The sequence below is a fragment of the Microbacterium ureisolvens genome, from assembly GCF_019511645.1.
GTDB classification, from domain to species: domain Bacteria; phylum Actinomycetota; class Actinomycetes; order Actinomycetales; family Microbacteriaceae; genus Microbacterium; species Microbacterium ureisolvens_A.
Map to the genome: position 1 here is coordinate 128,264 of NZ_JAEUAX010000004.1, position 25,713 is coordinate 153,976.

The 25,713-nt window shown below is 70.0% G+C and carries 20 protein-coding genes; 13 read left to right on the top strand and 7 right to left on the bottom strand.

Features of this window, described 5'->3' with window-relative positions; all coding sequences use genetic code 11:
* Positions 1–17: 17 nt before the first annotated feature.
* The 4 genes from infB to JNB61_RS09085 form a co-directional block, all read right to left on the bottom strand.
* Positions 18–2,840 carry a translation initiation factor IF-2 gene (infB, locus tag JNB61_RS09070; RefSeq protein WP_308291237.1) on the bottom strand — a complete coding sequence of 941 codons (2,823 nt, stop codon included), beginning with the start codon at positions 2,838–2,840 and terminating at the stop codon, positions 18–20.
* Between the two features lie 92 nt (positions 2,841–2,932).
* Positions 2,933–3,184, bottom strand: a complete 252-nt coding sequence (locus JNB61_RS09075) for a YlxR family protein (protein ID WP_159845169.1) — start codon at positions 3,182–3,184, stop codon at positions 2,933–2,935.
* 45 nt (positions 3,185–3,229) lie between these two features.
* Positions 3,230–4,219: a transcription termination factor NusA gene (nusA, locus tag JNB61_RS09080; protein WP_159845172.1), complete on the bottom strand. Its 990-nt coding sequence runs from the start codon at positions 4,217–4,219 to the stop codon at positions 3,230–3,232.
* A 141-nt stretch (positions 4,220–4,360) separates the two neighbouring features.
* Positions 4,361–6,226 (bottom strand): lipase family protein, encoded by a 1,866-nt coding sequence (locus JNB61_RS09085; protein WP_220339405.1) that lies wholly within the window; start codon positions 6,224–6,226, stop codon positions 4,361–4,363.
* Positions 6,227–6,337: 111 nt separating this feature from the next.
* Between JNB61_RS09085 and JNB61_RS09090 the strand changes: the two genes are divergently transcribed.
* Together JNB61_RS09090 and JNB61_RS09095 are read left to right on the top strand one after the other, a co-directional pair.
* Positions 6,338–7,156, top strand: a complete 819-nt coding sequence (locus JNB61_RS09090) for a DUF1206 domain-containing protein (RefSeq protein ID WP_308289081.1) — start codon at positions 6,338–6,340, stop codon at positions 7,154–7,156.
* A 91-nt stretch (positions 7,157–7,247) separates the two neighbouring features.
* On the top strand, positions 7,248–7,769 hold the full coding sequence (locus JNB61_RS09095) for a pyridoxamine 5'-phosphate oxidase family protein (RefSeq protein WP_220288073.1): 522 nt from the start codon (positions 7,248–7,250) through the stop codon (positions 7,767–7,769).
* A gap of 172 nt (positions 7,770–7,941) precedes the next feature.
* Here the strand turns inward: JNB61_RS09095 and JNB61_RS09100 are convergent, their stop codons facing one another.
* The 3 genes from JNB61_RS09100 to JNB61_RS09110 form a co-directional block, all read right to left on the bottom strand.
* Positions 7,942–9,969 carry a PhoX family protein gene (locus JNB61_RS09100; protein WP_220339523.1) on the bottom strand — a complete coding sequence of 676 codons (2,028 nt, stop codon included), beginning with the start codon at positions 9,967–9,969 and terminating at the stop codon, positions 7,942–7,944.
* Positions 9,970–10,170: 201 nt separating this feature from the next.
* Entirely contained in the window at positions 10,171–11,220 is a 1,050-nt protein-coding gene (locus JNB61_RS09105; RefSeq protein WP_220339406.1) for an LOG family protein, read from the bottom strand.
* Between the two features lie 116 nt (positions 11,221–11,336).
* Positions 11,337–13,136: a proline--tRNA ligase gene (locus JNB61_RS09110; protein WP_220339407.1), complete on the bottom strand. Its 1,800-nt coding sequence runs from the start codon at positions 13,134–13,136 to the stop codon at positions 11,337–11,339.
* 44 nt (positions 13,137–13,180) lie between these two features.
* Between JNB61_RS09110 and JNB61_RS09115 the strand changes: the two genes are divergently transcribed.
* From JNB61_RS09115 to JNB61_RS20390, 11 genes are all read left to right on the top strand, one after another.
* Positions 13,181–13,351, top strand: a complete 171-nt coding sequence (locus tag JNB61_RS09115) for a hypothetical protein (protein ID WP_220339408.1) — start codon at positions 13,181–13,183, stop codon at positions 13,349–13,351.
* 492 nt (positions 13,352–13,843) lie between these two features.
* The gene (locus JNB61_RS09120; RefSeq protein WP_159845189.1) at positions 13,844–14,704 is read left to right on the top strand and encodes a glycosyltransferase family 2 protein; all 861 of its coding nucleotides are present in this window, start codon (positions 13,844–13,846) and stop codon (positions 14,702–14,704) included.
* Between the two features lie 2 nt (positions 14,705–14,706).
* Complete coding sequence (locus JNB61_RS09125; protein ID WP_220339409.1) at positions 14,707–15,648, top strand: glycosyltransferase family 2 protein; 942 nt, start codon at positions 14,707–14,709, stop codon at positions 15,646–15,648.
* Positions 15,645–16,970 carry a lipopolysaccharide biosynthesis protein gene (locus JNB61_RS09130; protein ID WP_220339410.1) on the top strand — a complete coding sequence of 442 codons (1,326 nt, stop codon included), beginning with the start codon at positions 15,645–15,647 and terminating at the stop codon, positions 16,968–16,970. Before JNB61_RS09125 ends, JNB61_RS09130 begins: the two co-directional genes overlap by 4 nt.
* Complete coding sequence (locus JNB61_RS09135; RefSeq protein ID WP_220288078.1) at positions 16,967–18,571, top strand: glycosyltransferase family 2 protein; 1,605 nt, start codon at positions 16,967–16,969, stop codon at positions 18,569–18,571. The genes JNB61_RS09130 and JNB61_RS09135 overlap by 4 nt, the downstream gene beginning before the upstream one ends.
* Entirely contained in the window at positions 18,568–20,349 is a 1,782-nt protein-coding gene (locus JNB61_RS09140; protein ID WP_220339411.1) for a hypothetical protein, read from the top strand. Before JNB61_RS09135 ends, JNB61_RS09140 begins: the two co-directional genes overlap by 4 nt.
* 1 nt (position 20,350) lies before the next feature.
* Positions 20,351–21,937, top strand: a complete 1,587-nt coding sequence (locus JNB61_RS09145; protein WP_220288080.1) for an oligosaccharide flippase family protein — start codon at positions 20,351–20,353, stop codon at positions 21,935–21,937.
* The gene (locus tag JNB61_RS09150) at positions 21,934–22,911 is read left to right on the top strand and encodes a polysaccharide pyruvyl transferase family protein (protein ID WP_220288081.1); all 978 of its coding nucleotides are present in this window, start codon (positions 21,934–21,936) and stop codon (positions 22,909–22,911) included. The genes JNB61_RS09145 and JNB61_RS09150 overlap by 4 nt, the downstream gene beginning before the upstream one ends.
* A gap of 2 nt (positions 22,912–22,913) precedes the next feature.
* Positions 22,914–24,161 carry a hypothetical protein gene (locus JNB61_RS09155; protein WP_220339412.1) on the top strand — a complete coding sequence of 416 codons (1,248 nt, stop codon included), beginning with the start codon at positions 22,914–22,916 and terminating at the stop codon, positions 24,159–24,161.
* Positions 24,158–25,093, top strand: coding sequence for a glycoside hydrolase family 16 protein (locus JNB61_RS09160; protein WP_220288083.1), 936 nt, complete (start codon positions 24,158–24,160; stop codon positions 25,091–25,093). Before JNB61_RS09155 ends, JNB61_RS09160 begins: the two co-directional genes overlap by 4 nt.
* Complete coding sequence (locus JNB61_RS20390) at positions 25,090–25,680, top strand: acyltransferase (RefSeq protein ID WP_308289082.1); 591 nt, start codon at positions 25,090–25,092, stop codon at positions 25,678–25,680. Before JNB61_RS09160 ends, JNB61_RS20390 begins: the two co-directional genes overlap by 4 nt.
* Positions 25,681–25,713: the final 33 nt, after the last annotated feature.

Sequence of the window (25,713 nt, forward strand, 5' to 3'; positions counted from 1 at the left end):
CCCTCACGTTGCGCGGATTACGCGCGGGGCTTCTCGACCATCTCGGTGGTCTCGATCTCGTCGCCCACCTGGATGTCGTTGTACTTGCCGAGGCCGATACCGGCTTCGAAATCGGTGCGGACCTCGGTGACGTCGTCCTTGAAGCGGCGCAGCGACTCGATAGCCAGGCCGTCGGCGATGACCACGCCGTCGCGGATGACGCGCGCCTTGGCGTTGCGCGTGATCGTGCCCGAGCGGACGATGACACCGGCGATGTTGCCGAACTTCGACGAACGGAACACCTCGCGGATCTCGGCCACGCCCGACTGGACCTCTTCGTACTCCGGCTTGAGCAGGCCCTTGAGCGACTGCTCGACATCGTCGATCGCGTTGTAGATGACCGAGTAGAACCGGACGTCCACACCCTCGCGGGCGGCGCGCTCGCGCGCCTTCGTGTCGGGACGGACGTTGAAGCCGATGACGATCGCGTTGTCGATCGTCGCCAGGTTGATGTCGGACTCGGTGATCGCGCCGACGCCGCGGTGGATGATCCGCAGCTGGACGGAGTCGTCGACCTCGATCTTGAGGAGCGACTCCTCGAGCGCCTCGACGGCACCCGACACGTCGCCCTTGATGATGAGGTTGAGCGACTCGACCTTGCCCTCTTCGAGAGCGCGGGTGAAGTCCTCGAGCGAGATGCGCTTGCGGGCCTTGGCCAGCTGGGCGTTGCGCTCGGCCGCTTCACGCTTCTCGGCGATCTGGCGGGCCGTGCGGTCTTCTTCGGTCACGATGAACGTGTCGCCGGCTCGCGGCACCGAGTTCAGACCCTGCACCTGCACCGGACGCGAGGGGTATGCCTCCTCGACCGGGTCGCCGTTCTCGTCGATCATCGCGCGCACGCGGCCGTAGGCCGTGCCCGCGACGATCGCGTCGCCGACGCGCAGCGTTCCGGACTGGATGAGCACCGTGGCGACCGAACCGCGACCCTTGTCGAGCTTCGCTTCGATCGCGACACCGCGCGCGTCCTTGTTCGGGTTCGCCGTGAGATCCAGACCGGCGTCGGCCGTGAGCAGCACGGCGTCCAGGAGCTCCTGGATGCCGGTGTTCTGGCGAGCCGACACATCGACGAACAGCACGTCGCCGCCGTACTCCTCTGCCACGAGACCGTACTCGGTGAGCTGCTGGCGCACCTTGGCCGGGTTGGCGTCGGGCTTGTCGACCTTGTTCACCGCGACCACGATCGGCACGTTCGCCGCCTGCGCGTGGTTCAGGGCCTCCACCGTCTGCGGCATGATGCCGTCGTCGGCCGCGACCACGAGGATCGCGATGTCGGTGACCTGCGCACCACGGGCACGCATGGCGGTGAACGCCTCGTGACCCGGGGTGTCGATGAACGTGATGGCGCGGTCGATGCCGTCGTGCTCGGTCCAGACCTGGTACGCACCGATGTGCTGCGTGATGCCGCCGGCCTCGCCTGCGACCACGTTGGTCTGGCGGATGGCGTCGAGCAGTCGCGTCTTACCGTGGTCGACGTGACCCATGACGGTCACGACCGGAGGACGGATCTCGAGGTCTTCCTCGTTCTCGGCCTCCAGTTCGGCGTCGAGGTCGAGACCGAAGCCCTCGAGGAGCTCCTTGTCTTCGTCCTCGGGCGAGACCATCTGGATCTTGTAGCCGAGCTCGGCGCCGAGCACCTCGAACGTGGCCTCGTCCAGCGACTCGGTGGCCGTGGCCATCTCGCCGAGGTTGAAGAGGATCGTCACGAGCGTTCCGGGCTGGACGGTGTAACCGTTCAGGGCCTCGAGCTTGTCGGCGAAGTCTGCGATCGATGCGCCGCGGCGCATGCGGATGACCTCGCCGTTGCCCTTCTGGACGTTGACGCCGCCGACGACGGGCGCCGACCGCATCTCGAATTCCTGCCGCTTCGCCCGACGCGACTTGCGCTGCTTGGACTTGCCGCCGCCCTTGCCGAAGGCACCGGCGGTGCCACCGCCGGGACCACGGCCACGACCGCCGCCACCGCCGGGACGACCCGCGAAGCCGCCGGGTGCGCCCGCACCGGGCGCGCCGCCGGGACGCTGGAAGCCGCCGCCGGCACCGCCGGGACGACCGGGGCCGCCGGGGCGCTGCTGGAACGGAGCGCCGGGACGACCGCCGCCTCCGGGCCGGCCGGCACCACCGGGGCGCGGAGCGCCCGGGCGCGGAGCTCCCGGACGCGGAGCCTGGGGACGCGGGATGTTGCCGGGGCTCGGGCGCTGGCCCATGCCCTGCGCCGAAGCGAACGGGTTGTTGCCCGGACGCGGGCCGGCGGGACGCTGGCCCATGCCCTGCGACGAGGCGAAGGGGTTGTTGCCGGGACGCGGCGTGCCGCCCGGGCGCGGCGGCTGCGGCGTCGCGGACGCGGGGCCGGGCTTGGGCGCACCGGGCGTGGCCGGAGCAGCAGGCGCCTTCGCGGCGGGAGCCGCGGGAGCGGCCGGGGCCGGAGCAGCGGGGGCCTTGGCCGCCGGCGCAGCCGGGGCCACCGGTGCAGCCTTCGCCGCCGGAGCCGAGGGGGCAGCCGGAGCAGCAGGACGCGCCGGACCGGGCTTCGCAGCCGGGCCGGGACGACCAGCGGGCGCGCCGGGCTTGGCCGCAGGTGCAGCGGGTGCCGCGGCGGGCTTGGCCGCAGCGGGCGCGCCGTCAGCGGACTTGGCCGCGCCGTCGGCTTCGAGTGCAGCGCGGAGCTTGCGCGCTACGGGGGGTTCGATGGTGGACGAGGGGCTCTTGACGTATTCGCCGAGCGCCTTCAGCTTCTCGAGCGCGACCTTGCTGTCGACGCCGAGCTCGGAAGCGATCTCGTGCACGCGTGGTTTGGCAGCCACAAATTCTCCTGTCTGGGTCCACCCCGGACAGGGCAGACCGTTATTGGCGGACGGGTCTCATTTCGAGCCGTTCACTTTGTTTCCATAGCCGTTCAGCCTTTTCGCTGTATGTGCTGTTCGATGGTCTGCGTGTCAAGCGGGCCTGACACACGCAATGCCCGCACGAAGGCGCGGCGCCGAATCGCGGCATCCACGCACTCCCGCGTCTCGTGCACCCACGCGCCTCTTCCGGGCATCGATGCGCGCTCGTCGACGACGAGGACGGAATCGATGGAGACCACCCTGAGGAGGGTGGACCGGGGAGCACGCGTGCGGCATCCGACGCACGTTCGTACAGCGATCATTCTACACGCCCAGGCTGGGGACTCGGCGACCGGGGCCGCCCCCGGTCACCCCTCCTCGAGGATCGAGTCCGGCTGGATGTCGATCTTCGCGCCGGTGAGCTTCGCGGCCAGGCGGGCGTTCTGGCCCTCCTTGCCGATCGCGAGCGACAGCTGGTAGTCGGGCACGAGCGCGCGCACGGCCTTGTTCGAGGCATCCAGGATGAAGCTCGACGTCACCTTCGCGGGCGACAGCGCGTTCGCCACGAACTTGGCGAGCTCAGGGTCGTAGTCGACGATGTCGATCTTCTCGCCCCCCAGCTCCTCGGTGACGGCGCGCACACGACGGCCGAGTTCGCCGATGCACGCGCCCTTGGCGTTGATCGACGGGTCGTTGGCCTTGACGGCGATCTTGGTGCGGTGGCCGGCCTCGCGCGCGAGCGAGACGATCTCGACCAGACCCGCGGGGATCTCGGGCACCTCGAGCGCGAACAGCTTGCGGACGAGTCCCGGATGCGTCCGCGAGACGGTGATCTGCGGGCCCTTGGTGCCCTTCGCGACCGAGGTCACGTACACGCGCAGGCGCGCGCCGTGCGCGTAGTCCTCGCCGGGCACCTGCTCCTCGGGAGGGAGGATCGCCTCCACGGTGCCGAGGTCGACGTGCACCATGCGCGGGTTGGGTCCCTGCTGCACGATGCCGGCGACGATGTCGCCCTCCTTGCCACGGAACTCCCCCAGCACAGCGTCGTCGGCGATGTCGCGAAGTCGCTGGCTGATGACCTGCTTGGCCGCGAAGGCGGCGATGCGGCCGAAGTCCTCGGGGGTCGACTCCTCCTCGCCGACGACGGCGCCCTCCTCGTCGAGCAGCGGGATGAACACGGCAACGTGACCGGTCTTGCGGTCCAGCTCCGCGCGCGCCCCCGCCGGCAGCTCGCCGGTGGGCGAGGTGTGCTTGGCGTAGGCGGTCAGGATCGCCTGTTCGATGATGCGCACGAGCTCGTCGAAGGGGATCTCCTTCTCGCGCTCGACAGTCCGCAGCAGTCCGAGATCGATGTCCACAGTGGCCTCCGTATTCAGCTCTCACCAGCACGTCGACGCGCGCCGGAACCCTCCAACATTACCGGATGCCGCGCCCGGCGGTTCTGCGAGCGCGCTCCACGTCGCGCGGCACCCCGAGGCGCCGCCCCGGGCGCGCCTCGATCACAGCCTCGGGCAGTCGTCGACGTGCGTGTCGGATCGGCGGAACCGGGCCTCGGTCCACTCGATGAGGACCGGGACGAAGTGCGACCCCGGCAGCAGCGTGCGCAGGTGGTCGTAACCCCGGTACTCGAGGGTGCGCACCTGGTTCCCGTCCGCGCACAGGCGGTCGACGAGCTCCTTCTGCAGGTGGGGCGGGATGACCTCGTCCTCGTCGCCCCAGGCGATGAGCACCGGCTGCGTCCACGGACCTTTCGGCGTGTTGTCGTCGAGGCGGCGGCCCAGCGCCCCTGCCGTGAGGTCGCCGACGTACAGCGGGCGGTCCTCCGAGACGCCGAGGGCGGTCGCGACCGAGACGATCACGCCGGGCTCCGTCGGGCAGCGCTGCGTCATCTCACGGACGATCGCCTCCGAGCCCGGTGCGATGTAGCGGGTGAGGTCGACGTCGTCGTACGTGTCGGCGTACGGCACGAGCACCCACGAGATGAGGATGGACAGCAGGGCGTTCGCGTCGCCGCTGGTGAGCTCCTCCGCGAGCGCGACAGGCTCGGCGGCCGGCGCGAGCAGCGCGGTGCCGCGCACGTCGAGCTCGGGTGCGTACTCCTCGGCGATCTGCGAGGTCCACAGCGCCGCGTGCCCGCCCTGCGAGTGCCCCCAGACGGCGGTCCGGCTCGAAAGAGTGAGGCCCTCGAGCTCCCGAGCCGCGATCACGGCGTCGAGCGACGATCGCGCCTCGCCCCGGCCGATGAGGTAGGGGAACACGCCGGGCGCCCCCTGGCCCGAGTAGTCGGAAGCGACGACCACCCAGCCGTTGGCGATCGCGCGGTCGAGTCCCGGGATCGCCCACTTCGTCGCCGACGCGTCGCGCAGGCTCGGCGCGCACCCTCGCGCGACGCCGGTGGTGCCGTGGTTCCACACCACGACCGGTCGCGGGCCGGGGGGCGGGTCCTGGGGGATGATCACGAGCGCGCTGGCCACCGCCGGCTGTCCGTTCGCGTCGCGGGTCGTGTACAGGATGCGGCGCACATCGGCGCCGGCGGGCTTCTGACCCGAGAAGTCGTCGCTGCGGATCAGACGCCCGTGGTCGTACGGCACGACGTCGGGCGGGTCGTAGAACGCGTCCACCACCTGGGCGCCGTCCTCGAACCACGAGTTCGCCCACCACCCGCCGATCGCCAGCCCCACCAGCAGCGCCGAGAGGGCGTAGCGCCCCGCGGCCAGCCATGCGGCGCGGGCCCGGCGGCGTCTCGGGGACGCGGATGCGGGGACGGATGCTGCGGGCAGCCCCGTCGCCGGCACGGAACGCCTTCCCTCCACGAAGGCGCGCACCGCCCGGACCAGCAGCGTCGCCCCGAACACGATCGTGCGCACACCGAAGATCACGGCGACCAGGAGGACCGTGACGTCGGGCCACGCGTACGACAGGACGCCGAACGCGATCTGGGTGCCGCCCCACACCCCGGCGAGCACACGCTGGCTCGCACTGCCGCGCGACACCGCGTCGTAGAGCGACGCCAGGCCGCCCAGCACGAGGAGCACGGCGATGATCCCGGGCAGAAGCTCGAGCGTGCGGCCGAGACCGAAGAGGATCGCGAGGCCCAGCGCGATCCACAGGCCGCCGAACATCACTCGAGACCACAGGGGCGTCTCGGGCGCGGCGAACAGGCGCGCAACCCCGGAGAAGACCGCGCTGAGCCCGACGTAGACGGTCAGCAGCACGAGGGATGTCAGCGGCCGCGTGACGATGAGGAGGCCGACGAGGAGCGAGAGCGCGCCGACGACGACGAGCACGACCGGAGGGGCCCCTCGCACCAGGCGGGGGACGATGCTCCAGCCGGTCGCCGACGGTCGACGGCCCTCGCGGATCATCCCCCCAAGATAGGACCGCCTCTCTGGGAGGAACGGATGCGGGCCGCCGTCAAGCCCCCGCGAGCGGCGCGGCAGCCGTCTAGCGTGAGGGGGATGACGGCGGGTGGGCGAGTGAAGAGCAACGCGAAGCAGCTCGCCCTCGGTGCGGAGTCGAGCAGCGTCTTCGAGGTCGTCGCCCGCGCCGGCTATGTGGCGAACGCCCTCATCCACGCACTCATCGGCGTCATCGTGATCGTGATCGCGTCGGGCGGCAAGGGCGAAGGAGACCAGGCGGGCGCGATGAAGGCCGTTGCGGCTGCGCCTGCGGGATTCGTCGTGCTGTGGCTCATCGCGATCGGGCTGTGCGCGCTCGGGGTGTGGCACGCCGCCGAGGGGCTTCTGGCCCGGGATCGGTCGGGCGATACGAAGGGGGCCGCTCGCAAATGGGGACGCCGCCTCGCCGAGTGGGGGCAGGCCGCGGTGTTCCTCGCGCTGGGTCTGATCTCGGCGGCCGTGGCGATCGGCGCCCGACCGGACGCCGACCAGACCGCCGAGCATGCCAGCCGCGCCCTGCTGCGCGTACCGGGTGGCTCCATCGTCCTGGCGGGCATCGGCCTGGTCATCGCGATCGCCGGCATCGCTTTCGTGGCGATGGGCGTGCGGCGCAGCTTCCGCGCGCGCATGAGGATTCCGGACGGCGCGCCAGGGCGGTGGGTGATGGTGCTCGGGGTGTCGGGTTTCGTCGCCAAGGGCGTCGCCCTGTTCAGTCTGGGCGCGCTGCTCACCGTCTCCGCGTTCCTGACCGACGCCGACACGGCGGGCAGCCTCGACGGCGCCGTCGACGCCATGCTGGCCCTTCCCCTCGGCCCCGCGCTCGCCTGGACGATCGGCGTCGGCTTCCTCGCATACGCCGCCTTCACCGTCGCCCGCGCACGCTTCGCGCGGATGTGAGCAATCCGCCGCTGGGCGGGCGGAGGTATGGTGCGGCATCCGCGCTGTCAATGCCCTGGCGCGTCTCCCGCACGCGACGGAAGCTGGCGGCATGACCGATACAGAGGAAGATCTCGTCACCGGCCCCGAAGCGATCGCGCGGGTCAAGGAACTCGTCGAAGACATCGACTTCACGATGCTGACCACCCGCGACTCGTCGGGGAACCTCGTCAGCCGCCCGATGAGCACGCGCCAGATGGACGAGCACGGCGACATCTGGTTCTTCACGCTCGCCGGCACGGCCAAGGTCGCGGAGAGCCAGGCCGATCCACAGCACGACGTCGGCCTGTCGTACCTCGACTCGAAGGGACACCGGTATGTGTCCGTCGCCGGCCGCGCGGAAGTCGTCCGCGACGAGGCGAAGATGAAGGAGCTGTACTCCCCCAGCCTCGACATCTGGTTCGAGGACGGGCTCGACACGCCGGGCATCGTCCTGCTGAGGGTCACGCCGGTCGAATGCGAGTTCTGGGAGCCCCGGCACGGCAAGCTGGTCACCGCGGCGGGCATGCTCAAGGCGCTCGTGACGAGGGACACCCCCGACGACACCATGTCGCACGGCAGGGTCAGCTGCTGACGTCCGCCCTGAATCCGACGCCGCGTCCGTCGCCGCGTTCACGGCGTCCGAGGGTCTCGCCGTCACGGGTTCGATCCTGCTCATGGTGGCGACCTCGCTCGCGGAGTGCATCGAAGACACCGCCCCGCCTGGACGAACCAGGCGGGGCGGTGCTTCGACTCCGTGACGGGCGTCAGCCGCGGTACACCTGCACGACAGAGGGGCGCGGCGCGGTCGCCACAGCCCCTGCCGCGCTCGAGCCGTAGTCCGGGAAGAGCGATGTGGGCGCCGCGAACGTGCCGCCCTCACCCGGGTGCTGCACCGCGACGAAAACGAGGCCCTCCTCGTCGTGGATGACCGGGCCGCAGGTCTCGGCCTCGCGGGGCACCGAGAGGAACTGCTGCACGTGCCCCCGTTCGGCGCCCTCGAGCGGCACGAGGAAGAGACCGTCGTTGTAGCCGATCGTGCTCGGGGCCCCGTCGGTGGAGATCCAGAGGTTGCCCGCCGAGTCGAACGCGACGTTGTCGGGGCAGGAGATCGGCGAGACGAGCTCTTTCGGGAAGCCGGCGAAGTACGAGTTGGCGAACACCGCCGGGTCGCCGCAGAGCAGAAGGATGCTCCAGCCGAACGTCGTGCCCGCCTGCCCGGCGGTCTCGGTCAGCTCGACGACGTGCCCGTAGCGGTTCCCGGTCACGGGGTTCGCCTCGTTGAGGGTCGCCACCGAGCGTGCCGAGTTGTTCGTCAGCGCGAGGTAGACCTTGCCCGTCTTGGGGCTGGGCTCGACGTCCTCCGGTCGGTCCATCTTGGTCGCGCCGACAGCATCCGCCGCCAGACGCGTGTACACGAGCACTTCCTCCGTGGTGAAGCCCGGAACGACCGACTCCCCGTTCTGCGTGAGGGCCTTCCACTCCCCGCCCCCGTCGAACTTCCCGTCGGCGGGGAGGGCTCCGGTGCCGGTGATCTCGCCGGCGGGCGAGTTGCCGGAGAACTTCGCGACGAACAGGTCACCTTCGCTCAACAGCTCGAGATTCTTCTTGCGTGAGCCCGAGATCTTGTTCTTCGAGACGAACTTGTACAGGTAGTCGTTGCGCTCGTCGTCGCCCATGTAGGCGACCACGCGGCCGTCCTCGGCAACGATGACGTTGGCACCCTCGTGCTTGAAGCGGCCCATCGCGGTGTGCTTGCGCGGGGTCGAGGTCGGGTCCTGCGGGTCGATCTCGACGATGTAGCCGAAGCGGTTCGGCTCGTTGACGTAGTCGGCATTGTGCGCGTCGAAGCGGGGATCGTACTTGTCCCAGCCGGTGGAGGTGGAGGTCGACGGCGACGCCTGGTAGCGCTTCTGCGCGGCGGTGTCGGCGGCCCAGGCGAAGTAGCCGTTGAAGTTCTCCTCGCCCGAGAGGATCGTCCCCCACGGCGTGGTGCCGCCGGCGCAGTTTCCCAGCGTGCCGTGCACCCAGCGCCCCTCGGGGTCGGCGGCCGTCTTCACGAGGTCGCTGCCCGCGGCGGGGCCGGTGAGCTCGAACACCGTCTCGACCGTGAGGCGGCGGTTGCGCTTGCCGTCGACGACGTACGACCACGGTTCGCCGGTGTGCTTGCGGGTGATCTCGACGACCGACATTCCCTGCGCGGCCTTGTAGATGTCGCCGCGGCGCTGCAGCTCGGCGGGGTCGCTGGTGGGCGCGAACATGATCTCGGGATTGACGTATTCGTGGTTGCTGACCAGTACGCCCGTCTTGCCGCTGGGATCGGCGACGATGTCGAGGTAGTCGCAGTTGTAGCCGAACTGCACAGCCTGGGCTGCGGGCGACTGAGCGTTGATGTCGAAGACCGGCGCGTTCGAGAAGAGCGGGTCGCCCCAGCGGATGATCGGCCGCCAGGTGTAGCCCGCCGGCACGGTGAACTCGTCGACCAGACGGTTCACGGGCGCGATCGGATCGAACGGCAGGCTTCCACCCGAGGGGCGTGCAAACGCCCCCCCTGCTCCCCCGACGCCCGACGACCCCGGGCCCGACAGCGGCGTCTGCCCGCGCAGCCCGCCGACGGTGACGGCGACTGCGCCGGCCGCGCCGAGTCCGAGCAGCGCACGGCGCGACAGCGCGGCTGAGGCGACCTCCTGGAACGTCTCGTTGTGCGACGAGTTGCACTCGGGACCCAGGCACGCGTTGGCGCACTTGTACTGGCACGTCACGGCGAGGCGCTTGCCTCGTGCGTGGTCGGCCATGGGCAGGGAACGGCGGAATCCTTCGATGATGCTCACGAGCGTCCTCTCGGCATGCATGACAGCGGGCTGGCGTGGGTGGCGCCAGCCTCGTCCCGTGGGGCGACGCCGGCAGGAACCCGAGGTGAACGGCCGGCGACGAGGACATGAGAACGGGCTCATCGAGCGGATGCCGCGGCCACCGTGCGTCCGAGGTGCAAGACGTCAGGCGGCCGGCGCGGACTCCAGCGCGTTGATCGCCCGGATGAGGCGGTGCAGCTCCCCCACCCGGAACTGGTTCAGCCGCAGCACCAGGCGGGGCAGGTGGAGCTTGTCGTCGTCCTCCACCTCGACCGTGACCGGCCCGCGCCGCTCGATCTCGCCCTCGGTGACAAGGTCGCCGAACGCGGCGTTCAGCGCCTGGACCTCAGCATCCGTCGGCTCCGCCTTCAGACGCAGCACGAGCCGCTTGCCGACCCACCGCAGCGAGTCGTAGTTGCGGTAGAACCCGGTGAGCTCGTCCACTGCCGCGGTGACGGAGTCGGTCACCAGCACCCGATCGAAATCGCCCGGGGAGATCACGCCGGACGGCAGCAGATGGTCGTCGACGAAGCGACGCAGTCCCGACCAGAACGTGCCGCCGGGCGCATCGAGCAGGACGATGGGCGTGGGATCCGCTTTTCCGGTCTGCTGCAGCGTCAGCAGCTCGAACATCTCGTCGAGTGTGCCGAAGCCGCCGGGGACGCACACGAAGCCGCTCGACTCCTTCACGAGCATGAGCTTGCGCGTGAAGAAGTACTTCATCGCCACGTTGCGCGCGTTCTCGCCGACGATCGCGTTCGGCTTCTCCTCGAATGGGAGGCGGATCGAGACGCCGAGCGAGTTGTGGGGGCCGGCACCCTCGGCAGCCGCCTGCATGATGCCCGGGCCCGCCCCCGTGACCACCATCCAGCCGCGCTCGGCGAGGGCGGTGGCCGCCTCCGACGCCTGCCGGTACAGCGCATCGTCCGGCAGCGTGCGCGCAGAGCCGAAGATCGTGACCTTGGGAATGCCCCGGTATGGAGCGAACAGACGGAACGCGGCGCGCATCTCGCTGAGCGCCGCGGACGTGATCTTGAGGTCGAGACGCTCGGTGTCGTCGATCCCCAGTCCGATGCCGGTCGCGAGGATGCGCGCCACGAGGTCGGTGCTCTCGGTGATGCCCGCGGCGGCGATCGTCGCGCGGAGCTCCTCGGTCACGGGATGCGGGATGGTTCCGGTGTCGCTGGGGCCCATGACGCCCAGAGTGCCACGCCGAGCCTGAATTCGGTGGACGACTCGTGAACGATCTCGTCACGGCGATCCGCCGCGGTCAGCCGCCGGCCCTCGGAAGACGGCCGGCGGTGCTCGCTTCAGCGTGCGATGAGGTGAGCGACCGCTTCCGCCGCCGAAACGACCTCACGGTCGCCGGTGCGGCGGTCCCAGAGCTCGACCTGGCCGTCGGCGGCGCCCCGGCCCACGATCACGATCTTCGGCACGCCGACGAGCTCGGCGTCGCCGAACTTCACGCCCGGCGACACCTTGGGGCGATCGTCGTAGACCACGTCGAGACCTGCTGCCTCGAGGTCGGCCGACAGCTGCTCGGCGACCTCGAACACGATCGGCTCCCGGCCCGTCGCGACGACGTGCACATCGAACGGCGCCACGGACGCGGGCCAGATGAGGCCCTTGTCGTCGTTGTTGAGCTCCGCGATGATCGCGAGGATGCGGGTGACACCGATGCCGTACGAGCCCATCGTGACGGTCACGAGCTTGCCGTTCTCGTCGAGGACCTTGAGCCCCAGCGTCTCGGCGAAGAAGCGGCCGAGCTGGAAGACGTGCCCGATCTCCATGCCGCGCGCGAGCTCGACCGGCCCGGAGCCGTCGGGCGCCGGATCGCCGGGACGCACGTTCGCCACCTCGATTAATCCGTCGCCCGTGAAGTCGCGGCCCGCGACGAGGGTGTGCACGTGCTTCTGGTCGATGTTGGCGCCGGTGACCCACGCCGTCCCGTCGACGACGCGGGGGTCGAGCAGGAACCGGATGCCGGTCGCCGACTCCTCGCCGAGCACCGGACCGGTCTCGGACCAGGGGCCGATGTAGCCCTTCACCAGCAGCGGGTTCTTCTCGAAGTCCTGCTCGGTCGCCGCCTCGACGGCGGCGGGCGCGAAGGCCACCTCGGCACGCTTGTCGTCGACGTCGCGGTCACCGGGAAGACCCACGACGACGAGTTCGCGTGTGCCGTCGAGGTGCGTGAGGGCGAGCACGACGTTCTTGAGCGTGTGAGCGGCGGTCCACTCCGTCGCGTCGGCGGTCGCCGGCCCCGCGATGCCGGGCACGGGAGCGTCGAGGTGCGCGTTCGAATGATCCACGAGCGTCTGGATCGTGGGCGTGTCGGGGGAATCGAAGATGACCGGTGCACCGAGGCCGTCCAGCGAGATCGGATCCGGCGCGGTCGTCGTGTACGCCTCGACGTTCGCCGCGTAGCCGCCGGCCGAGCGGACGAAGGTGTCCTCGCCGACGGGCGTCGGGTGCAGGAACTCCTCCGACCGGGCGCCGCCCATCAGGCCGTTGTCAGCCGCGACGATGACGTACTCGAGTCCGAGCTTCTGGAAGATCCGCTCGTAGGCGTCGCGCTGCGACTGGTACGAGGCATCCTGTCCCTCGTCTGTGTAGTCGAACGAGTACGCGTCCTTCATGGTGAACTCGCGGCCGCGCAGGAGGCCGGCGCGGGGACGGGCCTCGTCGCGGTACTTGTCCTGGATCTGGTAGATCGTGAGAGGCAGGTCCTTATACGAGGAGTACAGGTCCTTCACCAGGAGCGTGAACATCTCCTCGTGCGTCGGCGCGAGCAGATAGTCGGCGCCCTTGCGGTCCTGCAGGCGGAAGATGCCGTCACCGTAGGAGGTCCACCGGCCCGACGCCTCGTACGGCTCACGCGGCAGCAGCGCCGGGAAGTGAACCTCGTACGCGCCCGCGTTCGTCATCTCGTCGCGGATGACCGCCTCGATCTTCGCCTTGACCTTCAGGCCGAGGGGCAGCCACGTGAACACGCCCGGGGCGGCACGCCGGATGTAACCGGCGCGCACGAGCAGCCGGTGGCTCGTGACCTCGGCGTCGGCGGGGTCTTCACGGAGGGTGCGGAGGAAGAAGTGCGACAGACGGGTGACCACGAGGGTCAAGTCTAGAGCGAGCCCATGCGCCCAGCATGCGGGTGATGCCGGCGGATCGAGGCCGGGAGCGCGTCATCGATGTCGTCGAGCGCCCTGACATGGCGCCGGTTCACCGTCCGCGTCACTGGGCGTTCGAGTACTCCGCGACGGTGGCTGCGGAGAAGGCCGAGCACGCCTTCACATCGCAGATCGAGCACTCGGTGCCCTTGCGGTAGTGCTCGTGCGCTTCGAACGCGTGGCCACACGCGCACATGTCATTCGCTTGCGGAACCGTCTTCTTCGAGATTCCCACGTGTCCTCGCCCCCAGAGTGAAGTGACCCGAGGCGATCGGCGCTCGGGGTGGTGGTGATCGTCAGCCATTCTGAACGCCGATCCTGAGATCACGCTCCATGGTGCCCGGCGCCGCTCTTGTCCACCTAACGGAGGACATTTTATGCCATCACCTGGGAATGTCCCCCGAAGAGGGGACACGAAATCGCCCTCGTTAACCCGAATCCAGTGCCGCGTTCACGCGATGGAAACACCACGTGGTCACGCTCGAAGAAGAACGAAATCGGCAAACCGAGCCCCACCGGATCCGCTCCCCCCACGAGCGGATCGGAGTCACACGGGGTGTGCTGGACCGCATCGACGCGACGGGTGCGACCAGCCCGTTGGCGTCGGACAGACAATCACCGCTCCACCGTTCCCCATGGAAGGGCGTCACATGTCCAACGATCCACTTCTCTCCTCCCCGCGGGTCTCGATCATCGTTCCGGTCCGGAACGAGGCCAAGAACCTCGAGATCGTCCTCCCCCTCCTGCCTGACGTGCACGAGATCATCGTCGTCGACGGACACTCCGTCGACGGCTCCCAGGAGGTCGCACGGCGCGTTCGCCCTTCGGTCGACGTCATCACCCAGACTCGCAAAGGCAAGGGCAACGCCCTGGTCTGCGGGTTCGAGCGCGCGACCGGCGACATCATCGTGATGTTCGACGCCGACGGCTCGGCGGATGCCGACGAGATACCCCGCTTCGTCGACGCGCTGATCGGCGGAGCCGACGTCGCCAAGGGAAGCCGATTCATGGCCGGCGGCGGCAGCGAGGACATCACGTTCCATCGACGACTGGGCAACAAGTTCCTCAACCTCCTGACGAACGTGCTCCTGGGAACCAGGTATTCCGACCTCTGCTACGGCTACAACGCCTTCTGGCGCCGCATCGTGCCCGCGCTCGACCTGCCGGCGCCCGACATCGCCGGCGCCCAGGGCGAGATGCTGTGGGGCGACGGATTCGAGATCGAGACGCTGCTCAACTGCCGCTTCGCCGAGAACCGTCTCACCGTCGTGGAGGTGCCCAGCGTGGAGCTGCTGCGCATCCACGGCGAAAGCAACCTCAATGCCGTGAGCGACGGTCTGCGCGTGCTGCGCACCGTGCTCGACGAGCGCCTCAACCGGTGGGGCCGCACGCGCCGTCGCGCCACCACGCCCGTGTTCTCGCCGTCCGTGCGCGAGGCGACGACCGCGAGCCCGAACCGCTCCGCGCCACCCGCCCCCGTCCTCGAGGAATCGGTCAACACGGCCGGCTAGCCATGTCAGTCAGCGTCGTCGTCTGCGCGTACACGCTCGACCGCTGGGACCAACTCGTGCTCGCGATGGACTCGCTGTCCGCGCAGACCCCGTCGCACGAGACGATCCTCGTCGTCGACCACAACGATGAGCTGCTGGAGCGAGCCCGCTCCCGCTGGCCGGAGTTCATCGTCCTGTCCAACACCGCTCCCCGCGGACTCTCCGGCGGGCGCAACACCGCCCTTCAGGTGGCCACTGGTGAGGTCGTCGCGTTCCTCGACGACGACGCCGTGGCGGAACCCGGGTGGCTGGAAGCACTCGTCGCCCCTTTCGCCGATGCGAGCGTGGTCGCGGTGGGCGGCAGCGCCAGCCCGATCTGGCCCGGGCCGGCACCGGCGGTGCTCCCGGAGGAGCTGCTGTGGATCGTCGGGTGCAGCTACCTCGGTCTTCCCGAGGCGGGACCCATCCGCAATGTGATGGGCTGCTCGATGGCGTTCCGCCGCGAGCCGCTCCTCACCATCGGCGGCTTCAACTCCGACACCGGCCGCATCGGCGCGCTCCCGATCGGCTGCGAGGAGACGGAGGCGTGCATCCTGCTGCGCCAGGCCGACCCGGCGCACGCCATCCTGTACGCTCCGACGGCGAACGTGCGTCATCACGTGAGCGCAGACCGCGTGCGGCTGGCTTATGTCGCGCACCGCAGCTGGTGCGAGGGGCTGTCGAAGGCGGGGATCGCACGCACCGTGGGCCGGCAGGACGCGCTCGCCGCGGAGTCGGCGTACGCGACGCGGATCCTTCCCGCCGGCGTGTGGCGAGAGCTGCGGCGCGGCCGCGCTGGTCTGGTGCCCGCGTTCGCGATCGCAGTGTCACTCGCGCTCGCCGCGTCGGGATATGTGTGGGGCAGCCTCGCCGCGGTGCGGCCGGGCGCCGCGCGGTCGCCGCTCGCTGACGGGGCGCGCGTATGACCGTCCCCGCCCGCGCACACGGGACCGCACCGGCCGCGAGCGTCCGCGCGCGCGTGTCGCGCGACTCCCTGTGGCTCGCGTCGGGGTACGCAGCGACGGCGGGCTCGGGCTTCGTGTTCTGGCTGCTCGCGGCCGTGTGGATCCCTCAGTCCCAGCTCGGGATCGAGGCATCCGTGCTCGCCGCAGTGATGGCCGCCGCGGCCCTGGCGTCCAACGGACCCGGCAGCGCACTGGTGGTCATGCTCCCCCTCGGCGGGCCTGCCGCCCGCGAGACGCTCCGACGCGCGCTCGCCGCCACCGCGGTGCTGGCCCTCGTGCTGGGGATCGGCGCGGGCGCGCTGGTCGCCGGCCTTCTTCCGTCGGCGCTGCCGCCGGTCTGGATCGTCTGCGCGGTTGCGGCGTGCTCCGTCGCGTGGGCGCTGTTCAACCTGCAAGCCCAAGCGCTCGCCGGCGCCTCCGACGCGCGCGCGACGCTCATCGTCAACGGATCGGCCAACCTGCTGAAGCTGGGCCTGCTCGCGCTGCTCGCCGTCGCCGCGCCGGCGACGCCCCTCATCCTCGTCCTCGCCACGATCGTGCCCGCGATCGCGATGACGGCCCTGAGTCTCGCGGTGCTGATTCCGCGGGCGCTCCGAGTCGACGATCGGCTCTCGGGATCCGTGCGACGGTGGGACGACGACCTCGCGCGGGCATTCCGCCGGTTCTCCTTCCAGAACGCCATCGCCGTCGGGATCGTGATGTGTGCGGGGCTGTCGCTCTCGTTCCTCGTGACCACGCTGGCCTCACCCGTGGAAGGAGCGATCTTCGCCATCGCCTTCCAGTTCAGCCTCGCCCTCGACCTCGTGGGAGTCGCGGTGGCCACCGCGCTCGCCCGCAGCGCGGTCGGCGCATTCGCGCACACCGCCGAACTCGCCCACTCCTACGCACTGAAGGTGTCGCTCGTGGTGGCTGCTCTCGGCGCGGCGGCAGCGATCGCTACTCCCCTCATGTTCCTTCTCCTCGGTCGGGGATATCCGCCCCTCTATGGAATGGCGGTCGTCGGGATCCTCGCCGCAGCGAGCGCGATTCGGCCCGGTTACGACGTCTGGTCGGCACTGTCTCGCGCGCGGCACCGCGTGCGCCCGGTGCTCGTGGGCAACGCGGTCTGGTTGCTGACGCTGGGCGGATTCGTCCTCCTCCTCGTCCCCCGGTGGGGGGCGCTGGGGGCGTCGACCGCCGTCGTGTGCGCGGCGCTCGTGCTGACGGTGATCGGCATCGTCGGCCTCCGCCACGCACATCCCGACCGCACCGCGCCCCTCCCCTCGAAAGGTGCACCCGCATGACGACTCTCACGCTCCCGCCGGCCATGCCGCTTCACGGCGCGGTCGACAGAACCGTCGCGACGTGGGTGGGTCTCGTCGAGGCATCCGACCTCGCCCGCGCACCCGAGCGCATCGTGCTGGAATCGGGCGACCAGTTCGATCGCGCCAGACTCCTGGTGCGCGATCACGGCTCGGTCCGCGGATACATCGCGGTCCCCGTCGTGGACGGCGAGGCGGATGCCGCCGCCGTGGTGGAGGCCGTCGATCGCCTGCCCGCCGTCCCGCCTGCGGCACGTCCGGCTCCGCAACCGATCACGGTCGTCGTCTGCACGCGAGATCGGGGCGCGCTCCTGCGGGAGTCGCTCGGCGCGATCCGTGCCCTCGACTACCCGCTCACCGAGATCGTCGTGGTCGACAACGCGCCCTCGGACGATGCGACCCGCGATCTGCTGAGAGGCGAGTTCCCCGAGTTCCGCTATGTGCGGGAGGACAAGGCGGGGCTGTCGCACGCTCGCAACGCCGGGCTCAAGGCGGCATCCTCGACCATCGTCGCGTACACCGATGACGACGTGATCGTCGACCCGCAGTGGCTGTGGGCGATCGCGGCGGGATTCGCGCGGGGCGACGACGTGGGATGCGTGAGCGGGATCGTGCCCAGCGGCGAGCTGCGCAATGCCGTGCAGGCGTGGTTCGACGCACGCGTGAGCTGGTCGAAGCTCACCGCTGCACGCACGTTCCGGCTGAGCGATCCGCCGGACGACCTGCCGATGTTCCCGTTCTGCGTCGGCGAGTTCGGCACAGGTGCGAACTTCGCCGTACGCCGTGATCACATGCTCGCCCTCGGCGGCTTCGACACCGCCCTGGGCGCCGGCACCCGCACGAAGGGCGGCGAGGACCTCGACATGTTCCTCCGCATGCTCTATGACGGGCAGGCGATCGTGGTCAACCCGGCCGCCGTCGTCTGGCACCGGCACCGAGACGACCTGGCGGCGCTGGAGGCTCAGGCCGTCGGCTATGGCCGCGGATTCGGCGCCTGGGCCGTGACCGTCGCACTGGATCCCCGCACCGTCGGCGCGGCCATCGCGAGATCGCCGCGAGCTCTCGCACGTCTGGTCAACAAGCCCATGGCATCTGTGGACGAGACGACGGTGACCGCCACGCTGTCGCGGGAGTCGAAGGGAATCGGCCGGGTCGAGCTGGCCAGCGTGATCGGCGGCCCCGCGGCCTACTTCGCCGAGCGGCGGGCGCAGCGCGACGCCGGCACGTTCGCCGGGCCGCCCTCGCGCGACCTCGCCCTCGATCGACGGCTGTGGTCGGTGCTGGCCGCTCTGGGTGGCCTCTTCGGTCTGCTCGCTCTCCTTCCCACCGCCGCGGGGGTGTCCTTCGCCTTCCTGGCGATCTTCATCCTGATCGGCCCCGGCTCTCTCGTGCGGGCCTGGGTGCCCCTTCCGGCGCACTTCGCGCCGATCGTGATACCCGCACTCGGCCTGTCGGCGGTGATCCTCCTCACGACCGCGACCGTCAACCTCCGATGGTGGGCACCTGCACTATGGCTGCTCGCGGCGGCCGCCACGACGTGTGCGGGTGCGCTGGCGACGTTCGTCACGAGGAGGGGCGCATGACCGTCACCGAACCGCGCCTCATCTCCCCCGCGGCGACGGACCGGCCGGCGACGCGTCGTGGCGGGAAGCCCGCGGCGATCGTGCTGCTCGTGGCCGTCGTCGCCTGGGCGCTCGCCGTCCCCACCCTTCACGACGCCCCGTGGAACCTGTTCGGGCTGATCCCGGCGGCCAGTCCGCTCTTCCCGGTGTCGATCGCGCTGGCGACCATCGCATTCTGCGTCGCGATCGCGTCCGGAGCGATCCGCACGGCCGGGGCCGCGCTCGTCGCGACGGTCCTGATGATGCGTCTTCCCACGGCCGTGTCGACCGATGCGCCGCTCTACTCGTGGACGTACAAGCACTTCGGTCCGATCGACTACATCCAGCGCTTCGGCAGTGTCGACGTGACGGCCGACATCTACCACAACTGGCCGGGGGCCTTCTCGCTCATCGCCTGGATGAACACGATCACGGGGTCGGAGACGATCGTCATCGCGCAGTGGTTCGCGGTCGGTGCGCAGCTCGCGTTCACCGCGGCGGTGTTCTTCCTCGCCCGCACTTACGGATATGCCGCGCCGATCGCGCTGGTCGCGGCGTTCGGTGCGCACCTGGCGAACTGGGTCGGGCAGGACTACCTCTCGCCTCAGGCCATCGCCTTCGCCCTCGGGATCGTCGTGATCGCTCTGGTGCTGGCGTCGATCCGCACCCGGGCGGCCTCGTGGGTCGCGGTGCCGATCTTCGCCGCCATCGTCGTGACGCATCAGCTCACGCCGTACTGGCTTCTGGCGGCGACCCTGCTGCTCACGCTGCTCGGACGCGTGCGACCTCGATACCTCGTCGCGGTGTTCGCCGCGATCGCGGTCGGCTACCTGCTCCTGCACTTCGAGGTCGTGGTGAAGTTCGGAGACCTCATCAACCTCGACTTCCTCAGCAACATCCTGACGCCGTCGGCGCGCAACGAGGTGCTGGGAGCCCCGAGCATAGGACAGGTCGTCAACTCGTGGATCGCACGGGGGATCACCGGCCTCGTGTGGGTGTCGACGGCAGCGGTCGTCGCGGTGCGCCTCATCCGCCATCGCGAGAGGTGGCGTGACATCGCCGTGCCGGCCGTGGTCGCCTTCTCCCCGGGGTTGATCCTCCTGGGCCAGGGGTATGGCGGCGAGGCGATGTTCCGCGTCTTCCTCTATTCGATCCCCGGATGCATGCTCATCCTCGCTCCCGTCATCACACGCATGCTCGGCGGCGGGCTGGCTCGCGCCCGGGGCGCAGCGCAAGTGGCCGTCGCGGCCATTCTGACCACGGTGGCCCTGGGGTCGATCCAGACGTCGTACGGAGGATGGTTCGCCAACCTCGTCACCCCCGAATCCGTTCGGCTGACCACCCAGGTGCTCACGGAAGAGGATCCCTCCACCCTCACGATCGGCGTCGCACCCGGTGCCCCGGGCCGGATCGTCGCGGAGTACGTCGACTTCGTCCGCGCGAACCAGCTCTTCGACAGCGGAATCGACATGTGGCTGACGTCGTGGCCCGGCTGGGAGGACGAGGAGTTCGCCGACCCGCGCCGCGTGGAACGCCTCACCGACAGCCTGGTGTGGGAGCAGCGTCCCGCCCTGGTGGTCATCACGGAGCAGATGCGCGCGTACAGCACGTACTACGGCACCCTCCCCGACGGGGCGCTCGACCGATTCCAGGGCTTCCTCGAGGATGACCCCCGCTGGGAACTGGTCTACGAGTCGGACGAGACCCTCGTCTACCGCCTCGATCTCACGCTCGGCGCCGACTCCCCAGGGCAGGGCTGATATGCGTACCCCGGTCGACGCCGCAGCTCAGCGCAAGGACCGCGCCCAGCCCGACCTCGCCGCCGGCGCGGGAGGGATCGCGGGCGCGGTCATCACGACCTACGCGGCGCGCTTCGCGTCGATGATCGCGTACGTGGTGCTGCTCCCGGTGGTTCTCGCCGCATTCGGCGCGGAGGCGTACGGCCTCTACATGCTGACCGTTGCCGTCGGCGCGCTGTTCCAGCAGGACCTCGGCGTCGGCGGAGCAACCACGCGGTTCATCGGAGTAGCGGCCCCCTCCAACGACGTCGCCCGCATGCGCCGGGTCGCCGCGGCGAGCAATGTGTTCTTCCTCGCGGCCGCCGTCATCCTCTCCTGTGCAAGCGGGCTGGTGTTCGCCCTCACGATCCCCCGGACACAGTTCAGTCCGGAACTGACCGGTACCGCCTGGATCCTTGCGCTCCTCGGCGTCGCCAACGTGTTCATCCTGCTGTCGTTCGCCGCGAATCGGCAGATCCTCACCGGGATCGGGCGCCTCAACGATGTCAACTACCTCCTCATCGGCCTCGCCGTGTTCCGCATCGCGCTGACTGTGCTGGTGTGCTGGGCGGGGATCGGGATCGTCGCCGTCGCAGCGGTGGATGTGCTCGGCATCCTCGCATTCGGCATTGCGACATATGTCCTGCGACGCCGACGAGCGCCGCAGCTCACCGCCCGCCCCAGAGACTTCCGGTGGAGCGTGTTCCGCGAGCTGTTCGCCATGTCGGCCCAGCTCATGGTCCTCGGCCTCGCGGGCGTCGTGATCATGCAGGTGGGAGGCATCCTCACCGCTCTCATGCTGCCGATCGCCTACACCGCCCTGTACGCCGCGGGCCAGCGCATCTACCTCCTCGTGAAGGAGGTGACGAACTCGCTCGCGACGGCGATCCTGCCGACCGCGTCGATGCGCGAAGGCGGTGCGGCGGGTGCATCGATAGGCCAGATGTACCTTCGAGGCACCAGCTACGCGAACATGTTGATGACGGTCGTCCTCGTGCCCGTGGTCGTCTTCATGCCCGAGATCATGACCGTCTGGCTGGGACCGTCAGGCGTGGGCGCAGCCGTCGTCGCGCAGATCCTCGTGCTGTCCATGTTCGCGAACAACAACCACCTTCTCGCGGTCCCCATCCTCACCGCGCAGGGCTCGGTGCGCGGGTACGCGATGCTCCACACCATCTGGGCGGTCACCGGAACGGCACTCGCGGTCGCGCTGGGTGCGATCTCCGGGCTCACCGGGATCGCCTGGGGGCTCACCCTCCCGATCCTCCTGCTGGAGCCCTTCTACATCGCGATCGCGCTGAGACGTCTGGACCTCACCGTCAAGGACTTCGCGATCCGCTGCCTGCTGCTGCCGTTCGGAACCTTGGCACCGCTGGCCACCGCGCTGGTCATGGTGAGCCTGCTCGACCCGCCGCCCGCCCTGATCCCCGTCATCGGCGCCGTCTGGGCGATCGCGGCGATCACCCTGTACTACTTCATCGCCCTCGACGCGGCGACGCGTTCGTCGCTGCGATCCGCCCTCACCCGCCGCCTGCGCGGCGGCCGCCGCACCGTGGAGGCCTCCCTGTGACGCTGCCGATCGAGAACACGAACCCGCGCATGCCGCACACCGACGACGCGATCAGCAGGATGCAGCGCCGTTCGTACATCGCGATGTCTGCGCTGCACCGGGGAATCGACCGGCTCGTGCTCACCGACTTCCCGGACTACGAGAACATCGGCGACTCCGTGATCGCACTCGGCCAGGCCGAGTTCTGGCGCCAGGCGGGGATCAGCCTGGAAGCCGCATACTCGTGGCGCACGATCTCGCCCAAGGTCTATGAATCGCGGTGGCCCGTCGCCATCCAGGGCGGCGGCAACTTCGGCGGGCTGTACCCGCAGCACAGCGAGCATCGCTATCGCCTCGCCGAGCGCCTCGATCCGCGGATCGAGCTCATCCAGGAGCCGCAGTCGGTGCACTTCGAGTCGGATGCCGATCGACGCGCGTTCGCGTCACGAATGGCTCCGCGACGCCGCCTGCGCATGGCTGTGCGAGACCGGGTCTCGTTCTCCGCGGTCAGCGCTTTCGTGCCGAACGTGATCCTCGCACCCGACAGCGTGCACATGCTGGGGCGCCTCGAATCGGCGGCGCCCTCCGTCGCGGTCGTGCATCTGCTGCGTCGTGACGATGAGAGCGCCGCCCCCGGCAGCATAGAGACGGCGGTCGACTGGCCCGCCATGACGTTCGCCGACAGACTGCGGCAGCGGTTGAGCCGCACGGTGTTCGAGGGCGCGGTGACCCGCACGATGAACCGGTCGACCGACCGCTGGTTCGCCGACGCGTCCAAGCGGCTCGCGACCGGTGTCGCGCTCCTCTCCCCCGGCGAGACGATCATCACCGATCGACTGCACGCGATGCTCATCGCTCTGCAGATGGGCAGGCGGGTCATCGCGATAGACAACGCCAACGGCAAGCTCACCAACTATGCCGCGACGTGGTTCGGCGACCTCGACCTTCCGCTCGAGTTCGCACCCGACCTGGCCGCAGCCACGGACATGGTGTAGCCGTGGTCATCGCACGAGAGCCTCGCGCGCCGACGCCCGCCCGGCACGACGCCGTCGAGCCGCAGCGCGTCGGCGTTTCATCGGGGAGGATCCCCGGCAGGGACCTGCTCTCGGACGGCGTGCGGATCAGCGTCGAGCTCGCGCCGCTGATCGTGCCCGAGCGGGCTACCGTGGTGCGGGCCGTGCGAGCGCTCATCGGGATGGGCGCCGACGCGCGCGCGGGTCGCACGTTCGAGGGCGTCCGCTGGCGCTACGACGGCAGCCGGCTCGACGAGCAGGCCGAGCGGATGGTCCAGCCGCTGCCCCTGGAGCGCACGGGCGACGCGGGCCTGCCGCGGCTGCGCGAGATCGTGGCGCCCGACCTGCCCTTTATGGTCTTCCTGGGCGAGGATCGGGCGTCGCTGTGCATCGATCACCGGCTCGGCGACGGGTTCTTCGGCGTGATGCTCACCGCCGGCGCGCTCGCCGGACGGGGCACCCCGGCCGTCTTCGCGAGCGCGGACGACCGCGACCCCCTCCCTGCCGCGCTGTCCGCAACGTACGGGCGCCATGCGAGCCGCCTCGGCGCGCTGCTGCGGGATCGGTGGGCCGACGCTCGTCCGGGGTACTCGGGTCCGACGGTGCCCGCCGCAGGCGGCCGCCTGGACCTCGTGACAGGGACGATGGATGCTGCGACCTTCCGCGATCTCGCCGACTGGAGCAGAGGGCGCGTGCCGCCGACTCTTGCGATGATGTTCGCCCTGCACGAGGCGCTGCGCCGCACGGGAGTCCCGGTGATGGACGAGGGCGCGATCCTCGTCGACCTGCGCCGGTACCTGCCCTCCGGACGATCGACGCTCGCAAACTTCGTGGTCGGCCACCCGGTCTCGGTGCGGCAGGGCATCGACGTCGCAGGGTCGCGCTTCCATCGGGATCTTCATGTCGGGCGTCCGCTCGCCGCCCTCACCTCGGGCCTCGCCACCCAGGCATGGCGGCGCCGCGCGCCGACCACGGTCCCCGCCGCAGCGAGCCCAACCCTCAGCGACATGGGCTTCCTCCGAGCCCTCGAGCCGCTTCCCTGGGCGTCGGACGACGCGGTCGTGCGGGTCTCGGTGGACCCTGCGGGCCGTAACGGCATCACAGCGCTCACCGCGGTGCTGCGCCGTCGCCTCAATATCTCGCTGAGCTTCGACAGCTCGCTGTGGGAGCGCGATGCGGTCACCGCCGCGTGCGACCTCCTCCGCCACGACCCGAAGGGACTCCTCCCGTGACAGCGACCGCGCCTCGCACCGACCCCGCAAGCGCCGCCCCTGCCGCACAGACGCGGCGACGACGGCGCCGCCGGCTGACCCTGGGCATCACCGCTGGAATCCTCGCGATAGTGCTGGTCGGCGCCGGCGTGTGGTGGTTCACCGGCTTCTCCTTCCTCGGGCCGCGGTACGGAGACGACTCGGTGCTGTTCGAGGACTTCGACGGCGCTGCCGGCGAGAAGCCGAACCCTGATGTGTGGACGATCCAGACCGGCGGTGGCGGCTGGGGGAACAACGAGCTGCAGGAGTACTCCGCGGACGCCGTCGCACTCGACGGCGACGGCAACCTGGTGATCACCGCCACCGTTCCCGAGGACGGCAGCCAGCCGTCCTCGGGCCGGATCACCACCCACGACAAGTGGTCGTTCACCTATGGGCGACTTTCCGCGCGCATCAAGCTTCCGGAGGGCCAGGGACTTCTTCCCGCCTTCTGGCTGCTGGGCGACAACGTCGACCGGGTCGGCTGGCCGGCCGCAGGAGAGGTCGACATCATCGAGACGCCCAACACCACGAGCCGCAGCGCCCATCACCTCCATGGCCCGACCGGGATCACGGACAGGTGGTCGCTGGACGAGGGTTACGACCTGCCGGTACCCCTCGCGGACGACTTCCACGTCTACACGGTCGAGAAGCACGAGGGCCGGATCATCATGGCGATCGATGACCAGATCGTGATGGATGTCGAGGAGTGGGATGTGCCCATCCCCGGTCGCTGGGTGTTCGATGCTCCGACCCACGCGCTGTTCAGCCTCGCGGTGGGCGGAAACTGGCCGGGCGACCCGGACGCCTCCACTCCGGTGGTCAACGAGATGGTCATCGACTGGATGTCCTTCACCCCCGAGGACCAGCTCGACGACACCCCGATCGGCTCCGCCGGAAAGGCGACCCCGTGACCGGCGACAACATCATGGCGGAGGGGGCCACCGTCCGGGACTTGGCCCGGAGCGTCGCCCAGGACCTGTCGTGGGGATGGAAGTCGTTCATCACGAACAGCGTCGCCGGCTCGGCGCTGTGTCCGAGGGCCGTACGTTATGCGATCCTGCGCATGCGGGGATTCGACGTGCAGACGCCGAAGCTCCAGTCCCGCTGCACCTTCACGGGCGGCCGCGATATCCACATCGGAGCCCGCACCTCGGTGAACGTGTGGTGCTACTTCGAGGCCGTGGCTCCGATCCGCATCGGGGTGGACTGCCATATCGCGATGTTCACCACCATCATCACCAGTTCCCACGAGGTCGGACCCGCCGGGGTGACCCACCGCCGCAGCAGCGCCCCCGTGACGATCGGCGACCGGGTGTGGCTCGGTGCGCATGTCACCGTCCTGCCCGGCGTGACCATCGGAGACGACGTGGTGGTGGCCGCGGGCGCCGTCGTGACCCGCGACCTCGCACCGGGCGCGGTGTACGGAGGGGTGCCCGCGCGCCTCATCCGCACTCTCGACGAGGCTCCGTCCGTGATGACCGCCGCTGCGGCCGGGTGAGTCGCGGGTCCGCGGCCCCTCCTGCGGCCGGGT

Coding starts and splice junctions, on each gene's coding strand:
- JNB61_RS09075 (WP_159845169.1), bottom strand. CDS start 3,184: ATGATCGCTGTACGAACGTGCGTCGGATGCCGCACGCGTGCTCCCCGG.
- JNB61_RS09085 (WP_220339405.1), bottom strand. CDS start 6,226: ATGATCCGCGAGGGCCGTCGACCGTCGGCGACCGGCTGGAGCATCGTC.
- JNB61_RS09095 (WP_220288073.1), top strand. CDS start 7,248: ATGACCGATACAGAGGAAGATCTCGTCACCGGCCCCGAAGCGATCGCG.
- JNB61_RS09100 (WP_220339523.1), bottom strand. CDS start 9,969: ATGGCCGACCACGCACGAGGCAAGCGCCTCGCCGTGACGTGCCAGTAC.
- JNB61_RS09105 (WP_220339406.1), bottom strand. CDS start 11,220: ATGGGCCCCAGCGACACCGGAACCATCCCGCATCCCGTGACCGAGGAG.
- JNB61_RS09115 (WP_220339408.1), top strand. CDS start 13,181: ATGCCGGCGGATCGAGGCCGGGAGCGCGTCATCGATGTCGTCGAGCGC.
- JNB61_RS09120 (WP_159845189.1), top strand. CDS start 13,844: ATGTCCAACGATCCACTTCTCTCCTCCCCGCGGGTCTCGATCATCGTT.
- JNB61_RS09125 (WP_220339409.1), top strand. CDS start 14,707: ATGTCAGTCAGCGTCGTCGTCTGCGCGTACACGCTCGACCGCTGGGAC.
- JNB61_RS09130 (WP_220339410.1), top strand. CDS start 15,645: ATGACCGTCCCCGCCCGCGCACACGGGACCGCACCGGCCGCGAGCGTC.
- JNB61_RS09135 (WP_220288078.1), top strand. CDS start 16,967: ATGACGACTCTCACGCTCCCGCCGGCCATGCCGCTTCACGGCGCGGTC.
- JNB61_RS09140 (WP_220339411.1), top strand. CDS start 18,568: ATGACCGTCACCGAACCGCGCCTCATCTCCCCCGCGGCGACGGACCGG.
- JNB61_RS09145 (WP_220288080.1), top strand. CDS start 20,351: ATGCGTACCCCGGTCGACGCCGCAGCTCAGCGCAAGGACCGCGCCCAG.